Annotated in this window: 12 protein-coding genes; 2 read left to right on the plus strand and 10 right to left on the minus strand. The window is 64.5% G+C overall.

From position 1 onward, the window contains the following. Positions 1-18 precede the first annotated feature (18 nt). Complete coding sequence (locus EN749_RS02535; protein ID WP_127408379.1) at positions 19-1,533, minus strand: aldehyde dehydrogenase family protein; 1,515 nt, start codon at positions 1,531-1,533, stop codon at positions 19-21. Between the two features lie 83 nt (positions 1,534-1,616). On the opposite strand from EN749_RS02535, the gene EN749_RS39395 reads away from it, so the two are divergent. Further along, positions 1,617-1,748 carry a hypothetical protein gene (locus tag EN749_RS39395; RefSeq protein ID WP_281057362.1) on the plus strand — a complete coding sequence of 44 codons (132 nt, stop codon included), beginning with the start codon at positions 1,617-1,619 and terminating at the stop codon, positions 1,746-1,748. Positions 1,749-1,769: 21 nt separating this feature from the next. Here EN749_RS39395 and EN749_RS02540 read toward each other — a convergent pair whose 3' ends face one another. The 8 genes from EN749_RS02540 to EN749_RS02575 form a co-directional block, all read right to left on the minus strand. After that, a complete protein-coding gene (locus EN749_RS02540; RefSeq protein WP_127408380.1) occupies positions 1,770-3,044 on the minus strand; it encodes an RNA polymerase sigma factor in 1,275 nt (424 codons plus the stop codon). Beyond that, positions 3,041-3,415, minus strand: coding sequence for a YciI family protein (locus tag EN749_RS02545; RefSeq protein ID WP_127270092.1), 375 nt, complete (start codon positions 3,413-3,415; stop codon positions 3,041-3,043). Before EN749_RS02545 ends, EN749_RS02540 begins: the two co-directional genes overlap by 4 nt. A gap of 110 nt (positions 3,416-3,525) precedes the next feature. Beyond that, positions 3,526-4,632, minus strand: a complete 1,107-nt coding sequence (locus EN749_RS02550) for a DNA topoisomerase IB (protein ID WP_128362508.1) — start codon at positions 4,630-4,632, stop codon at positions 3,526-3,528. A gap of 99 nt (positions 4,633-4,731) precedes the next feature. Further along, entirely contained in the window at positions 4,732-5,670 is a 939-nt protein-coding gene (locus EN749_RS02555; RefSeq protein WP_128362509.1) for a glycosyltransferase family A protein, read from the minus strand. 143 nt (positions 5,671-5,813) lie between these two features. After that, on the minus strand, positions 5,814-6,698 hold the full coding sequence (locus tag EN749_RS02560) for a transglutaminase family protein (protein WP_127270501.1): 885 nt from the start codon (positions 6,696-6,698) through the stop codon (positions 5,814-5,816). A gap of 66 nt (positions 6,699-6,764) precedes the next feature. Further along, the gene (locus EN749_RS02565; protein ID WP_127809434.1) at positions 6,765-9,176 is read right to left on the minus strand and encodes a circularly permuted type 2 ATP-grasp protein; all 2,412 of its coding nucleotides are present in this window, start codon (positions 9,174-9,176) and stop codon (positions 6,765-6,767) included. A 6-nt stretch (positions 9,177-9,182) separates the two neighbouring features. After that, on the minus strand, positions 9,183-12,542 hold the full coding sequence (locus EN749_RS02570) for a transglutaminase family protein (protein ID WP_128362510.1): 3,360 nt from the start codon (positions 12,540-12,542) through the stop codon (positions 9,183-9,185). A gap of 112 nt (positions 12,543-12,654) precedes the next feature. Further along, the gene (locus EN749_RS02575) at positions 12,655-13,851 is read right to left on the minus strand and encodes an acyl-CoA dehydrogenase (RefSeq protein ID WP_128362511.1); all 1,197 of its coding nucleotides are present in this window, start codon (positions 13,849-13,851) and stop codon (positions 12,655-12,657) included. Between the two features lie 138 nt (positions 13,852-13,989). Between EN749_RS02575 and EN749_RS02580 the strand changes: the two genes are divergently transcribed. After that, on the plus strand, positions 13,990-14,901 hold the full coding sequence (locus tag EN749_RS02580; protein ID WP_128362512.1) for a LysR family transcriptional regulator: 912 nt from the start codon (positions 13,990-13,992) through the stop codon (positions 14,899-14,901). Here EN749_RS02580 and EN749_RS02585 read toward each other — a convergent pair. Continuing rightward, positions 14,902-17,150, minus strand: a 2,249-nt coding sequence (locus EN749_RS02585) for a Tex family protein (RefSeq protein WP_145990870.1), incomplete at its 5' end; no start/stop codon positions are given. It abuts the gene before it with no gap.

Consider the following 17,150-nt stretch of genomic DNA (forward strand, 5'->3'; position numbering starts at 1 on the left):
CCCAAGCCGGCGAGCCTTTCAGTCGATATCGAATGACACGCCCTGGGCGAGCGGCAGCGCCTTGGAATAGTTCACCGTGTTGGTGGCGCGCCGCATATAGGCCTTCCATGCGTCGGAGCCGCTCTCGCGGCCGCCCCCGGTTTCCTTTTCGCCGCCAAAGGCACCGCCGATCTCGGCGCCCGAGGTACCGATGTTGACATTGGCAATGCCGCAATCCGATCCGTCGACACCTAGGAAACGCTCGGATTCCTGCAGGTCTCGGGTGAAGATCGACGAGGACAGGCCTGCCCCCACGGCATTGTGCTCGTCGAGCACCGCGTCGAAGTCCGAATATTTCATCACGTAGAGGATCGGCGCGAAGGTCTCTTCCGTCACCGGTGACACCTGGCTTGGCATTTCGACCAGCGCCGGGTGCACGTAGTACGCATCCGGATGGCCGTTCTCGACCCGCGTGCCGCCGGTCACCTTGCCGCCATGGGCAGCGGCTTCCTTCAGCGCCTTCTGCATGGCGTCGAAGGCCGCCTTGTCGATCAGCGGCCCGACCAGCGAGGAGGTCTCCAGCGGATTGCCGACAGACACACTCTCGTAGGCCTTCTTGAGGCGCGGAACCAAGGCGTCGTAGACGCTGTCATGCACGAACAGGCGCCGCAGCGTCGTGCAGCGCTGGCCGGCCGTGCCCATCGCTCCAAACGCAATCGCGCGCAGTGCCATGTCGAGATCGGCGGTCGGGCAGACGATGCCGGCATTGTTGCCGCCGAGTTCCAGCACCGCGCGCGCAAAGCGCTTGGCCAGCCGCGGGCCGACGTCGCGGCCCATGCGGGTCGAGCCGGTTGCCGAAACCAGCGGCACTTTGGGGTGATCGACCAGGATCTCGCCGACGGCGCGGTCGCCGATCAGCACCGGCGCCAGGCCATCAGGTGCGTCCGCGCCGAAGCGCTCGACCGCACGCTTGAAGATAGCCTCGCAGGCAAGTGCGGTCAGCGGCGTCTTTTCCGACGGCTTCCACACCACTGCGTCGCCGCAGACCAGTGCCAGGGCTGCATTCCACGACCACACGGCCACCGGGAAGTTGAAGGCGGAAATGACGCCGACGACGCCGAGCGGATGCCAGGTTTCCATCATCCGATGGCCCGGGCGCTCGGTGGCGATGGTCAGGCCGTACAATTGCCGGGAGAGGCCTACGGCGAAATCGCAGATGTCGATCATCTCCTGCACTTCGCCGAGGCCCTCGGACGGGATCTTGCCGACCTCGATCGAGACCAGCCGGCCAAGCTCGGCCTTGTGCGTACGCAGCTCCTCGCCCAGCAGCCGCACCAGTTCGCCACGCCGCGGGCCGGGCACCATGCGCCAGGCCTGGAAGGCCTTGTGCGCGGCATCGATCACCTTGGCCGCGTCAGCCGGTGAGATTGTCTTCAGCGCCGCGATCTGCTCGCCCGTCACCGGGCTGCGCACGATCAGGTCGCCGCCGACAAGCGTCTCCTCGGCCACACCCAGTTTTGCCAGCAGTTCGGTCGTTTCCTTGCCTATCGTCATTCTTGTCCCTTTCAGATCTCGTCGCTCATAATGCATGTCGCCAAAAGTGCCCCGGTTTTGGAACAACGACATGCACAAAAGGCATGCCGGTCAAAGCCTGGCGCCATGCTGCCCGCGTGCACAAAGGCACCTCAGGCACGATCATCGCGTGGCATTACTCGTTTCAAGGGAAAATCACCACCCCGGCATGGTCCAAGCCCAAACTGCACGATTGAGCCAGATGGGGCAGATGGCGCTCAGTTTGCCTTCTTGGCCGGTGGGCGTACCGCACCGTCCCTGATCAGCCGGTCGATATGCATGCGGATATGAGCTGCTTCCGCCGCCGTGTTAGCAAGCGCTATGGCGCGGTCGAAGGCGACGCGCGCCTCGTCCCCCCGGTCGAGTTGCATCAAGAGGCCCCCCTTGAGGCCGAAAAAATGGAAATAGCCGGAAAGCCGTTCTTCCAGCGGCTCGATCATGGCCAGCGCCTCTGCCGGTCCACGCACCTTCGAGACCGCGACGGCCCGGTTGAGTGTGACCACCGGCGACGGCTGCATCTGCTCCAGCAAGCGATAGAGCAGGTCGATCTCGTTCCAGTCGGTATCCTCGGCCCTTTCGGCCCGCGCGTGCAATGCGGCAATCGCCGCTTGCACCTGGTAGGGGCCGGGCTTGCGATGGCGTAGCGCCTTGTCGACCAGCGCCAGCCCCTCATCGATCATCTTGCGGCTCCACAGGCTGCGATCCTGGTCTTCGAGCAGCACGATCTCGCCGCTCTCGTCGAAACGGGCCGGTGCGCGCGCATGCTGCAGAAGCAACAGCGCCGTCAGCCCCATGATCTCCGGCTCGGTCTGGAACAACCGCAGCAGGAGCCGTGCCAGCCGGATCGCCTCCTCGCACAGCGGTGCGCGGGCCGGCGCCTCGCCGCTGTTGGTCGAATAGCCCTCGTTGAAGACCAAGTAGACCATGGCGGCGACGGCGGCGAGGCGTTCCGACCGCTCGACCGCGCCCGGCGTCTCGAACGGCACGCCGGCGTCCGCAATGCGCGCCTTGGCGCGAGTGATGCGCTGCTCCATGGCGCTTTCGCCAACCAGGAAGGCGCGCGCGATCTGCTTGACCGTAAGACCGGAGACGATGCGCAGCGCCACCGCGATCTGCTGCGTTGCCGGCAGATCAGGATGGCAGCAGATGAACAGCAGCCGCAATATGTCGTCGCGGTAGTGCGCCCCGTCCAGCCGCTCTGCGATATCGCTCTCGGCGTCCTCCAGATCCGAAACCTGGTCTTCCTCCGGCATCGGCGCCTGCTTGGCGCGCTTGCGCACCGCATCAATGCCGCTGTTGCGGCCGACGAAGATCAGCCACGCCGCCGGGTCGCGCGGCGGCCCGTTCTGCGGCCAGTTCTTCAGCGCCCTGAGGCACGCGTCCTGGAAAGCTTCCTCCGCCGTATCGAGATCGCGGAAATAACGCAGCAGCGCACCCATCGCCTGCGGGCGGGCGGCGCTGATCGCGGAGCTTATCCAGGCCATCTCGGTCATGCGGAAACCTTGGCGGGATTGAAGATCGAGACCGGCCGGATCTCATAGGAGCCGCCGCTCGGGTTGACTTCGGAAAGCTCGCGGGCGAACTCCACCGCCTCGTCGAGATCGGCGCATTCGAGCGTGTAGAAGCCGAGGAACTGTTCCTTGGTCTCGGCGAACGGCCCGTCGATGACGACCGATTCGCCCTTGACCTTTCTCAGGGTCGTCGCGGCGGTCGTCGGCAGAAGCCGTGCCACCGGGCCGAGCCGACCAGCCTTGGCGTACTTGTCCTGAACGTCGAGGAGATTGGCCATGACCTCGTCGTCCTGTGCCTTGCTCCAGGAGCAGACGACATCTTCGGAGGCATAGCAGAGGATTGCGTAGAGCATGGCTGGTCCTTTTTTCTCTGTCAAAGGACGAAACAGTAAGACCGATCCCGACACGACGTCGATAAAAAAATCCAGATGTGGACGGATTTGGCCACGGCCAGCCGCGCCGGTCAGCTTTCTCCCAGTTTCAGCCATCGCAGCACGAGAGCTTCCTCGTCATCGAGACCATCGATGGAGCGTTTGCGTTTGTTGGCTTGCGCCATTTCATTCAGCAACCGCCCCTCGGACCACGCTTCGAAGACCTGCGGATGGATATAGCATTTGCGGCAGACGGCACGCGTATTGCCCAGCCGCTCGGCAACCTTGTCGATGACGCTGTTCATCGCCCTGTTTCGCTGCGCCTGGCTTTGCGGCAGTTCCGTTTGGGCAAACAGCGACGCGGCGTGAATGGTGCCGCCCCAGGTGCGGAAATGCTTCGAACTGAAGGCGTCACCGACCGCCTCACGGATATAGCGGTTGACGTCCTCGGAGCGGACCGGCCGCCTGTTGCCGTCCTCATCGAGATACTGGAACAGCTTCTGGCCTGGCAGGTCCTGCGCGCCGCGCACAATCCTGGCGATGCGGCGGTCGACCAGCTTCAGCTTCCACTCCTTGCCCGACTTGCCCTTGAAGGCAAAGCGCAGGCTTGAACCGACAATATCCACATGCCGGTCGCGCAACGTGGTCAACCCGAAACTCTTGTTGTCGCGGGCGTAGGCGGCATTGCCGACCCGGATCATCGTGTTGTCGAGCAGCCAGACGACCGCGGCGACGACACGCTCGAACGGCAGGCCACGACGGCGCAGATCGCTGTCGATCCTGTGCCGCAGGTCCGGCAGGCTCTCGGCGAAAGCAACCAGGCTCGAATATTTGGCACCATCGCGCTCTTCGGCCCATTGCGGATGATAGCGATATTGCTTGCGTCCGCGCTGGTCCCTGCCGGTTGCCTGGATATGGCCGTCCGCGTCCGGCGAAATCCACACATCCGTCCAGGCCGGCGGAATGACGATCGCCTCGATGCGGGCCCTGGTAGTGTCCGAAACTGTTCCTCCGTCCGGTCCCTTGTAGGAGAACCCCTTGCCTGTTTTCAGCCGCCGGATACCGGGCTCGGCATCACTGACATAGCTAAGCGACGCATGGTCGGCCGAGCTTTGTGCCCCGTTTTTGGGCGCACCATCTGGCGATACAGCGTCCTCGCCAGCCGGTCGGCTGGGCGACAATCCGGATTTTTGCAACATGTCGGCTCCACGCGAATTCCGTAGATAAGCCACTGGCCGACTCCTGGTTCCACCCGCCGTCCGAAAAGCGCCTCGCGCCGATATCGCGCTGGCCGGCGCCTACAGAGCGCCTTGCAGCTTGATCGGCGGCGCCGACAAACGCCGCCGCGCCGCGAGCTTGAACCTGTAGCGCAGGCAGCGCCAAGCTTCTGAGCGCCGCTTCGGCGCGGCCGCGGCTACCGCCAGGAAGCGCGCCGCGGTGCCCAGATCGCCGCGCGCATAGTGGACCCGGGCGATCTTGAGGGCGACAAGCCCTTCCCTGGCCTTGAGCGCCGACAACGGGATGTTGCAGTCGGTGAGTGTGCGCAGTTCCCGGCGCCAGTCCAGAAAGCGCCGCACCGGGTTGAGGGCAAAGCGGTCATCGGAACGTACCGGCGAAACCTCATAGACCATGACAGGTTGCGAGACCATGGCGAGCGATGCCTTGCTCATCAGCCGTGCCCAGAACAGCGTGTCCTCGTCATAGGCCATTCCGATGGGGAACCGCGTCTCGCCGATCAGGGTCCGCGATGCCAGAACGCTGCCCACGGCGACCGAACGTATGTCGCCTTTCACATAGGCCGAGGCATTTGCCAGGCACGCAGCCTGATAGCCGTTCGGCATCTTGATCTGCCGGTCCTGGCCGTTCACCCGTCGCCGGTAGGCACCCACGATCATGTCGGCCTCCGGCTGCTCCCGGGCCTTGCGGAGCAGCGCGCGCAACCCGCCCCGCAGATGCAGGTCGTCGGCATCGATCAGGTAGACCCAGGAATAGACCGCTTCGGCCAGCGCCAAATTGCGGGCACCGCCTGCATCGCGGCATTTGGCCGACAGCACGCGCAGCGGCAACGAGAGTTGTGCCGCGGCCTCCCGCGCGATGGTTGCCGTGCCATCGGTCGACGCATCGTCGACCAGCAATATCTCGCCGATGATCTCGGCCTCACTGCGTAGCGATGCCAGCGTTGCAGCAATGGTCGCCGCCGCGTTACAGGCAGGAATGACGACGCTGATTGCTCCCAATTACAAAACCTCGCGCCATGCGCTTGAGGATACAACTACCGTCACCCCGAAACGAATACAGACTAGCGGCCGCATCGGTATTTGAGAAGCAGTCTTGTCCATCCCGAATTGCGGCGCAAATACCGCTGCGTGTACGACCTGCTTCAGGCTCTTTCGAGCACGACCGGAATGACGTCGACAGCTTGCTCGCCAACCTGTCCCCCCGTGGTCTTGAGCACGCCGACGATCGGCGCCACGTCCGAATAGTCGCGGCCGTGGCCGACGGTGATATGGTCGTTGCTGGCCCGCATGCCGTTGGTCGGATCGAATTCCTGCCAGCCTGCATCGCGCCCGCACCAGACCTTGACCCAGGCATGCATGGCATCGGCGCCTTCCAGCCGGGGCTTGCCCTTCGGCGGGATGGTGCGCAAGAAGCCGCTGACATAGCCGGCCGGAATACCGAGCCCGCGCAGGCCGGCGATCATGATGTGCGAAAAGTCCTGGCAAACGCCGCGCTTCAACTTGAAGGCATCACTGGCCCGGGTCCGCACCGTTGTCGCTTCGCCGTCATAGGTGAAATCGCGATGGATGCGATTGCACAGGCTCACGGCCGTGCCGGCGGCAGAGCCGGCGATGCTGTCGCGTGCGTAAGCGGTGATCGCATCGTCGATGCCGGCATGGGTGCTGGCCGTCAGGAAGTGGTGCGGTGCATCAGGTGCCAGAGACCGCATCGCGGCGAGTTCTTGCCTCAGCCGGGCGATATCGGGCGACACGTCGAGCCCGGGCTCGGGCCGAGACACCGACACGCGGGCGCTCATCCTGATGTCGAGCGCGTCATGCGCGTCGCGAAAGGCGATCGAGGTGACGTTGTTGCCGAAGAAATCGGAAAAGTCGGAACGTTCGTTGGGTGCCGGCGCAAAGGACAGGGATGCGGCGATGACACGCTGCACGCCTGATATCGTCGACGGCAGTACGCGCACCTGATGACGACCGCCGCCGGCCGCCGCAGCGTAATCGTAATGCAGATGAAGCCTGATGTCGTAGAGCATGTTCTATTTTTCTGCCTTTGCGCAGGTTCTTGTCGCAAAACCGTGCGACACTTTTGCGGAACCTGCTTAGCCGAAATAGGCTTTGGCGAGGCTGTTGTAGAGGCCGCCGATTTCAAAGGCGAGGTCGTCCAGCGCCTTTGCCGTCATATCCGAAGGCTCCTTGATGGCGATCTGGGTGTTGAGCTGCAGGATTTCCTTCGCCGCCGGCGACATTTGCCCCTCGCCGCCGAGCGACGGCAACAGGCCGATTTCGGCCTTCAGCCTTTCAAGTTGGAACAGGATCGAGCGCGGGTTAAGCGGATCGAGCGCCAGCAGGTCGATCACCGTGCGCCGACCGGCCTGCACCGGATATTGGCGGCGATGGGTCATCACGCTGTCGCCGATCTCCAGCATCATGTCCAGCGCGCCGTCCGGCGCCTTGGCGCTGGTCAGCCGCGACAGCGTGCGGGAGATCTGGATACCGCGCTCCAGCCGGCGGCCGATCTCGAGGAAGCGCCAACCGGCGAAGCGGTACATGTTCTCGTGCAGCAGGCCGGAAAAGCCGGCGAGCTTACGCAGGATGACTGTCATCGCCCGGGTCGCGTCGTCGCCGGGCGCGACCGTCGTTGCGAACTGATGGATGGTTTTCGACAGGTCCTTCAGCGCCAGCCAGCCATCGGGCGAGAAGCGGTCGCGGATCTGCCCGGCGCTGTAGACCGCACTATCCAGCGTGCCGATCAGCCCTGACGGGATCGCCGTCTCCACATCGATGCCGAAAGGTTCGAGATAATCCCTGATGTCGGCGAGCAGCGGCATATCCGGGTCGGAGGTTTCGGCCAGCCGCACATGGTAGGCGCGCAGGATACGCACCGTGTCTTCCGAGCGCTCGATATAGCGGCCGAGCCAGGTCAGGTTCTCCGCCGCGCGACTGGGCAGGCTGCCGGGCCTGGTGCGGCTGAAACTGTCGCCTTCCTGCGGCAGCAGCGTCTCGCGCTCCACCGGTTTGTCGCTGACAACCCAGACATCCGCCGCCTGGCCGCCACGCTGCATGGCGATCGCCGTCGGGTCGAGCGACAGGCCGATACGGGCAAAACCGCCCGGCATCACCGTCCAGCCTTCCGGCGTTCGCGCCAGGTAGACGCGCAGGCTGGCTGGCCGCGGCTCCAGCCAGCCGCCGACATAGACGGGCGTCGTCGAAAGCGTCACCGCTTCCTGGCCGACGAAATCGCCGCCATCACGTTCAATGCGCGCCACCAGTTCCGCCCGCTCCCCGGCCGACAGAGCCGAGCCTAGCTTCGTTGAATCGTCGTCCTCGAAGGCAAGCCTCGTCGACAGCGCCGGCCCGATCACCATGCGATCGATGTTGGCCAGCACATGCGCGCGTTCGGTTGCTTGCCCGCACCACCATGTCGCGACGCTTGGCAGCAGCAATTCCTCGCCCCGCAAGGCCCGTGAAATCTTGGGCAGGAAGGCAAGCAGCGCGCGCGTCTCCATCAGGCCGGAGCCCAGCGCGTTGACGGTAGCAACCGCGCCCTGGCGGATCGCCTCGACCAGGCCCGGCGTGCCGATCTGCGAATCCGGGCGCAGTTCCAGCGGGTCGGCGAAGGCGGCGTCGAGCCGCCGCCACAACACGCTGATCGGCATCAGGCCGGAAACCGTGCGCACCATCAGCCGGCTGCCGGAGACGGTCAAATCCTCGCCTTCGAGCAGCATGATGCCGAGGTAGCGGGCGATGTAGGCGTGCTCGTAATAAGTTTCGTTGAGCGGCCCCGGCGTCAGGATGGCGACGCGGCCGTCGGTCTCCTTGGCCATGCCGATCAGCGCGTCGCGAAAACGGCGGAAAAAGCCTGCAAGGCGGTGCACATGCATCTCGCCATAGATGTCGGACAGCGCGCGTGTGGTGGCGACGCGGTTTTCCAGTGCGAAACCGGCGCCGGACGGCGCCTGCGTACGATCGCCCAGCACCCACCACTGGCCGTCAGGTCCGCGGCCGAGTTCGAAGGCGCAGAAATGCAGGAAGTGGCCGCCCGCCGGCCTGGTGCCGACGACAGGCCGCAAATATTCGGGGCTGGCGGCGATCAATCCCGCCGGCAGGATGCCTTTCTCGACCAGCCGGTTCGGCCCGTAGATATCGGCGATGGTTTCCTCGAACAGGTCGGCGCGCTGCACGAGGCCGGCGCTGATCGCCGCCCACTCGCTCTCCTCGATGAGAACCGGGACATGCGCCAGTGGCCATTCGCGCTCATTGGCACCGGCCTTGTCATAGACGCGGTAATAAACGCCGGCATCGCGCAGATATTGGTCGGCGCGGGCAAAGCGCTGGCCGAGCTTTTCAGCGCCAAGTTCCTCGAGCGCCTCGACAAAATGCTTCCAGGCCGGGCGAGGATTGCCTGACGCATCGACCATCTCGTCGACGACGCCGTCGATCGGCTGGTAGTGCTCCAGCAGGCTGTGGGTCTGCGGCTTGCCGCGTCCCCTCTTGTGATTCCCCTTTGCCATCGCTGATCAGAGTCTTGCCGGCCGCCGAAGGTCAAGGGTCATCGGGAAATCTTCCGCCGGTTGTTCTTCACGGATCACATAGGCGGATGGCGTATGGCCGCGCGGTTCGAAGCGGGCGAGCCGCCGAGCTTCCGCCTCGTTGCCATTGACCGGAAAGGTGTCGTAATTGCGCCCGCCGGGATGGGCGACGTGGTAGACGCAGCCGCCGACCGCACGTCCCGACCAGCGGTCATAGATGTCGAAGACCAGCGGCGTGTTGACCGGCAGCGCCGGATGCAGGCCCGATGCCGGCTGCCAGGCCTTGAAGCGGACGCCCGCCACCGCCACTTCGCGATTGTCGGTGACCTTCATAGGCACGATGCGGCCGTTGCAGACAACTGCGTGACGCTCCGGGTTCAGCCCTTCGGTCTTGATCTGCAGCCGTTCGACCGAGGAATCGACGAAACGCACGGTGCCGCCGATCGCGCCTTGCTCGCCCATGACATGCCAGGGTTCGAGCGCCTGCCGCAGTTCCAGCTTGATGCCGGCATGCTGAACCTGACCGCAGAAGGGGAAGCGGAATTCGAGCTGGGCGTCGAACCATTCGGGCCTGAATTCGAAGCCGTTGAGCTTGAGGTCGTCGAGCACGTCGAGGAAATCGGCCCAGACATAATGCGGCAGCATGAAACGATCGTGCAGTGAGGTGCCCCAGCGCACGAAGCGGCCATCGAGCGGGCTCTTCCAGGCACGGGCAATGATCGCCCTGACAAGCAGTTGCTGCGCGAGGCTCATGCGTGCATTGGGCGGCATCTCGAAGCCGCGGAATTCGACCAGTCCCAGCCGACCGGTCGGTCCGTCCGGCGAAAACAGTTTGTCGATGCAGATTTCCGAACGATGCGTATTGCCGGTGACGTCGGTCAACAAATTGCGGAACAGCCGGTCGACCAGCCATGGCAAGGGTGCGTTGCCCTGGTCCGGATGCGGTACCTGCGCCATCGCGATCTCAAGCTCGTAGAGCGAGTCGTGACGCGCCTCGTCGAAGCGTGGCGCCTGGCTGGTCGGCCCGATGAACAGGCCGGAGAACAGATAGGACAGCGACGGATGGCGCTGCCATTGCAGCACCAGGCTCTTCAGCAGGTCCGGCCTTCGCAGGAAGGGGCTGTCATTGGGTGTCGCACCGCCGACCACGACATGGTTGCCGCCGCCGGTGCCGGTGTGGCGGCCGTCAATCATGAACTTGTCGGCGCCAAGCCGTGTCTGCCGCGCTTCCTCATAGATCGCCGTCGTCGTCGCCACGCAATCCTGCCAGTTGGAAGCAGGATGGATGTTGACCTCGATGACGCCGGGATCAGGCGCGACGCGGATGACGTTGAGGCGCGGATCGTGAGGCGGGCCGTAGCCCTCGATATGCACGGGAAGGCCGATCGCCTTCGCCGCGTTCTCGGCCGCAGCGACCAGTTCGAGATAGTCTTCCAGCGCCTCGACCGGCGGCATGAACACGCAAAGCCGCCCATCGCGCGGCTCGACCGAAAGCGCGGTGCGCACCGCGCCGCCGATCTCGGTGATCTCTTGTTCGACCCGGTCCTGCTGGCCGGTCGCAGCGGTGAACGATGCCGCTTGCTGGCGGCGCGCCATCTCGTCGGCACCTTCCAGTTCAGCCGGAGCCGCCGAGGGCAGGATGGCTTCACGCGCGGGCAGCGGTCCGCGTGGCAGCGACGGATCGACCGGCACGATGTAGGGGAATTGCTCCGGCGGCACATAGGGCAACGTGCCGAGTGGCAGGCGGTAGCCGACGGGTGAATCGCCGGGTACCAGGAACAGCCGGCCGCGCCGCGTCTTCCATTTTTCCGAGCGCCAGCGCGGATCCGATGCCTGGCTATTCCAGCGCTGCACCGGCAGCACATAGCCGGACGGCTTGGTCAGTCCGCGTTCGAACACCTTCGCCATACGGCTGCGTTCTTCCGGATCCTCCAGCCTGGAGTTGGACGGATCGACATTGTCAGGCAGCTTGCCTTCCTTGAGCAGCCATTCGGCCGGATCCTCATAGGCTTCGCTGACCATGGCCTTGTCGATGCCGAGTTCGCCGGCAATCGCGGTGAGCAGGCTTTCGGCCTGCTTCGGGCCGATATCGGCCTCGCTCTTTTCGCGTGCGATTAGCGACGGATCGCTCCATACCGGCTGGCCGTCGGCACGCCAGTAGAGCGAAAAGGTCCAGCGCGGCAGGCTTTCGCCCGGATACCATTTGCCCTGGCCGTAATGGAGAAAGCCGCCGGGCGCGAAGCGCTCGCGCAGTTTACGGATCAGTTCGTCCGCCTTTTCGCGCTTGGTGGGACCGACGGCGGCGGTGTTCCACTCGGCCGACTCGAAATCGTCGATCGACACGAAAGTCGGCTCGCCCCCCATCGTCAGCCGCACGTCGCCGGCGGCAAGCGCTGCATCGACCTTGTTGCCCAGCGCGTCGAGCGCCTGCCAGCTTTCGTCCGAAAATGGCTTGGTGATGCGCGGATGCTCGGCGATGCGGTCGACCCGCATCTCGAAGCCGAATTCGACATTGGCGAAGCTCGCCATGCCGGAAATGGGAGCCGCGTTGCGGAAATGCGGCGTGGCGGCCAGCGGCACATGGCTTTCGCCGGTGAGCAGGCCCGAGGTCGGATCGAAGCCGATCCAGCCGGCGCCGGGAAGATAGACCTCGCACCAGGCATGCAGATCGGTGAAGTCTATCGCCGTTCCCGGCGGACCGTCGAGCGCGATCAGATCGGGCTTCAACTGGATCAGATATCCGGAGACGAAGCGCGCGGCGATGCCGAGATTGCGCAGGATCTGCACCAGCAGCCAGCTTGAATCCCGGCATGACCCCTTTTTCGCGGCCAACGTCTCATCCGGCGAGAACACCCCGGTTTCCATGCGCACGATATAGGCGATCTCGCGCTGCAGCCGCGCATTGAGGTCCACCAGGAAATTGACGGTGTTGGCAGCGCTGCGATCGATGGTGTTCAGCAGCGCCGACAGCAGCGGTCCCGCCGGTTCCGGCGTGCGATAGATGGCGAGATCGTCGCGGATTTCTTCCGAGTACTCGAATGGAAATGCCTCGGCCGACGGCTCGACGAAGAAATCGAACGGATTGTAGACCGTCATGTCAGCGACGAGGTCGACCTCGATCTTCAACTCCGTCACCGGCTCCGGAAACACGAAGCGGGCGAGGAAGTTGCCGTAGGGGTCCTGCTGCAGATTGACGAAGTGGTTGGCCGGCTCGACCTTGAGCGAATGGCTCAGCACCTTGGTGCGGGAATGCGGCGCCGGCTGCAGCCTGATGATTTGCGGCCCGAGGACCACCGGCCGGTCATATTTGTAATGGGTCAGGTGGTAGACAGCTGCCAGAATTGCCATGGAGCCCCGGAATTCAGCGTTTCAAACGATTTCGCTGAACCCTGACACATCAGGCGGCCATTCTCCAAGCAGAGATGTTGCGGTGCACCTAATTTAAGCAACGGTTGCCGGCTCAGAAAAACGCCTGTATCCCCGTCTGCGCCCGTCCCAGGATCAGCGCATGCACGTCATGCGTGCCTTCATAGGTGTTGACCGTCTCCAGATTCTGCGCGTGGCGCATGACGTGGTAGCCGATCTGGATGCCGTTGCCGCCATGCATGTCGCGGGCCTGGCGGGCGATGTCGAGCGCCTTGCCGCAATTGTTGCGCTTGACGATCGAGATCATTTCCGGCGCCATCTTGCCTTCATCCAGCAGCCGCCCGACGCGCAAGGATGCCTGCAGCCCAAGCGCGATCTCGGTCTGCATATCCGCCAGCTTCTTCTGGTAGAGCTGCGTGCCGGCCAGCGGCTTGCCGAACTGCTTGCGGTCGAGACCGTATTGGCGGGCGCGGTGCCAGCAATCCTCGGCGGCGCCCATCGAGCCCCAGGAAATGCCGAAGCGAGCCCGGTTGAGGCAGCCGAACGGTCCGCCAAGGCCTTTTGCGTTGGGCAGCAGCGCGTCTTCGCCGACCTCGACGCCTTCCATCACCACCTCGCCGGTGATCGACGCCCTCAGCGACAGCTTGCCGCCGATCTTCGGCGCCGAAAGCCCCTTCATGCCCTTTTCCAGCACGAAGCCACGGATCTCGTCCTTGCCGTTCTCGCCCTTCAGCTTCGCCCAGACGACGAACACGTCGGCGACCGGCGCGTTGGAAATCCACATCTTCGAACCGGACAGCTTGTAGCCGTTGGCTGTCCTCTCGGCGCGTGTCTTCATGCCGCCCGGGTCGGAGCCGGCATCCGGCTCGGTCAGGCCAAAACAGCCGATCCACTCGCCGCTGGCAAGCTTGGGCAGGTACTTCTTGCGCTGGTCGTCCGAGCCATAGGCGTAGATCGGATACATCACCAGCGACGACTGCACTGACATCATCGAGCGATAACCCGAGTCGACACGTTCGACTTCCCGCGCGACCAGTCCGTAGGTCACATAGTTGGCGCCGAGACCGCCGAATTCTTCAGGGATGTTGATGCCGAGCAGGCCGGCCTCGCCCATTTCACGGAAGATCGCGGTATCGAATGTCTCGTTGAGGTAGGCGTCCTCGATCCGAGGCGCCAGTCTGTCGGCGGCGAAGGCGGCCGCACCGTCGCGCACCATGCGCTCGTCTTCCGAAAGCTGGCCCTCGATCAGGAACGGATCTTCCCAGACGAATGCGTTCTTGTCGGCGGCCATCGCGTTTCTCCCAAACCAATGCATGTCGCTCAAAACGATGACATGCATGAAGCAAAATGTTGGCCCGTTCTATCGGCCTGCGTCTCGAAAAAATCAAACGAAATTGATTCACCGATCAATGAGCTCTAGGAATGGATCATGAGTGTACAACGCCGCCTTTTGCCCAACATAAGCGCCCTTGCCGCCTTCGAGGCTGTGGCCCGGCTGGGCAGTTTCACCGCTGCCGCCCAGGAGCTCGATTTGACCCAGGGCGCAGTCAGCCGGCAGATCAGATCGCTTGAAGACCAATTCGGCCGCCGGCTGTTCGAACGCGACAGCCGCAATGTCAGGCTGTCGACATCGGGCGAAATCTACGCCGAGGCGGTGCGTTCAGCACTTGGCCAGTTGCGTGACGCAGCCCTTGGATTGATGAGCAATCGGCATAGCGGCATCCTGAACCTTGCCATTCTGCCGACCTTCGGCACGCGCTGGCTGATGCCGATGATCCCCGATTTCGTAGAAAACAATCCCGATATCACCATCAATTTCGTCACCCGCGTCGGCCGCTTCGACTTCGCCAGGGAGAGGCTGGATGCCGCCATCCACTATGGCCTGCCGGACTGGCCCGAGGCCGACTCGACACTGTTGGTGCGCGAAACCGTGGCGCCGGTCGTGTCGCCCGAATTCCTCGCCGGCCGCGCCATCGCCTCACCGGCCGATATCGGCCGCCTGCCGCTGCTGCACATGGCGACGCGTCCTGGCGCCTGGACCGAATGGTTCGAGCATCAGGGCCTGAGCGCGCCGACCGGACCGGGCATGCAGTTCGAGCAGTTCGGCACCGCCGCCCAGGCCTGCATGGCGGGGCTCGGCGTGGCGCTGCTGCCGCTGATCCTCATTGCAGGTGAATTGCAGCGCGGCCAGTTGGTGCCGGCGCCAGGCCAGCCCATGCAAAGCCGCAGCGCCTACTATCTCGTCGTCCCACACCACAAGCGCGGCCATCCGCCAGTCGCCAGTTTTCGCGACTGGCTGCTGGGCCAGGTCGAGAAGGAGCCGGCCGTTCTGGCGTGGTAGCTACTTTCGCTTCAGCGCATCCGCCAAGGCAGCACCGAATGCGCCTTGCTGTGCCGGCCGCTCCGGCTGGCGTTGCTGCGGTGCCGGCGAACGTGGCCTGCCGCCACCATTGTCGCGTGGCCCGCCACGCGGTGCGCCACCCTCGCCGCCATCCTTGCGCATGGAAAGCGCGATGCGCTTGCGCTTGATGTCGACGTCGACGACCCGCACCTTGACCACATCGCCGGCCTTCACGACCTCATGCGCGTCCTTGATGAACCGGTCGGCCAGTTGCGAGACATGCACCAGCCCGTCCTGATGCACTCCGATATCGACAAAGGCGCCGAAGGCGGCCACATTGGTGACCGTGCCTTCGAGCAGCATGCCGGGCTTCAGATCCTTGATGTCGTCGATGCCGTCGGCGAAGGTCGCCGTCTTGAAGCCTGGGCGCGGGTCGCGGCCGGGCTTTTCCAGCTCCGCCAGGATGTCGCGCACCGTCGGCAGGCCGAAACGCTCGTCGACGAAGACGCGCGGGTCGAGTGCCTTCAGCGCGGCACTATCGCCCATCAACAACCGCACATCGCGCCCGCAGGCGGCGACGATCTTCTTCGCCACGCCATAGGCCTCCGGATGCACCGACGAGGCATCGAGCGGCTCGCTGCCATTGGCGATGCGCAGGAAGCCGGCGGATTGTTCGAAGGCGCGCGGTCCGAGCCGCGGCACCTTGAGCAGATCCTTCCGGCTGGCGAACGGCCCGGTCGCATCGCGATGCGCAACGATCGCGTCGGCCAGAGACGCGCCGAGACCTGAAACGCGCGCCAGCAGCGGCGCCGAGGCGGTGTTGAGGTCGACGCCAACGGCGTTGACCGCGTCCTCGACCACCGCTTCCAGCGAGCGGCCGAGACGGTACTGGTCGACATCGTGCTGGTACTGGCCGACGCCAATCGATTTGGGTTCGATCTTGACCAGTTCGGCCAACGGATCCTGCAGGCGCCGGGCGATCGACACCGCGCCGCGCAGCGATACGTCGAGGCCGGGGAATTCCGCCGCCGCCGTCGCCGATGCCGAATAGACCGAGGCGCCGGCCTCGCTGACGATCACCTTCAGGGGCTTCGGACCACCATCCGCCGGCATGTCGGACAGCATGTCGGCGACCAGCTTTTCCGTCTCGCGGCTGCCGGTGCCGTTGCCGATCGAAATCAGCTCGACCTTGTGCAGCCGGATGAGCTTGGCGAGTTCCGCCTGCGTGCCGCGCACATCGTTCCTGGGCGGGAACGGGTAGACGGTCGTCGTGGTCAGCACCTTGCCGGTGCCGTCGACCACGGCCACCTTGACGCCGGTGCGGATGCCGGGATCGAGCCCCATAGTGGCGCGCGAGCCGGCGGGAGCGGCCAGCAGCAAATCCTTTAGGTTTCGGGCAAAGACGTGGATCGCTTCCTCTTCTGCCCGCTCGCGCAGGTCGCGCATCAAATCGAGTGTCAGGTGCAGCGACAGTTTAATGCGCCAGGTCCAGCCCGCCACCTCCATCAGCCATCTGTCACCCGGCAGGCTGCCGCCGACGGCATAGGCATTGGCAATCATCCGCTCGACCGGCTTCACCGGCGACGTATCATCGGCATCGACCTCGATGTCGAGCGAAAGCACTTCCTCGTTGCGGCCACGCAGCATCGCCAGCGCGCGATGGCTCGGCACATTTGCCCAGCGCTCGACATGGTCGAAATAGTCGGAGAATTTCGCACCGGCTTCCTGCTTGCCGTCGACCACCCTGGCGCGCATGAAGGCGCGCTCCTTCATGTAGCTGCGCAATTTTCCGACCAGATCGGCATTCTCGGCGAATTGTTCCGACAGGATGTCGCGCGCCCCTTCGAGCGCTGCCTTGGTATCGGCCACCTCTTCGCTGACATAGGCCAGCGCCAGTTCGGCAGGCACCAATGAGCGGTTCGCCAGGATGGCTTCGGCCAGCGGCCCCAGCCCGCGCTCCCTGGCGATCTCGGCCTTGGTCCGGCGCTTGGGCTTGTAGGGCAGGTAGATGTCCTCAAGTTCCGCCTTGGTGCTGGCGGCGACGATCTTGCCTTCAAGCTCCTCGGTCAGCTTGCCCTGTTCGCGGATCGAGCCAAGGATGCTGTCGCGGCGCGCATCGAGCTCGCGCAGATAGGCAAGGCGTTCGGCAAGATCGCGCAATTGCGTGTCGTCGAGCCCGCCGGTGACTTCCTTGCGGTAGCGCGCCACGAACGGCACTGTCGCGCCCTCATCGAGCAGTTCAATCGCCG

The sequence above is a fragment of the Mesorhizobium sp. M7A.F.Ca.ET.027.02.1.1 genome (genome assembly GCF_004022985.1).
Taxonomy (GTDB): Bacteria; Pseudomonadota; Alphaproteobacteria; order Rhizobiales; family Rhizobiaceae; genus Mesorhizobium.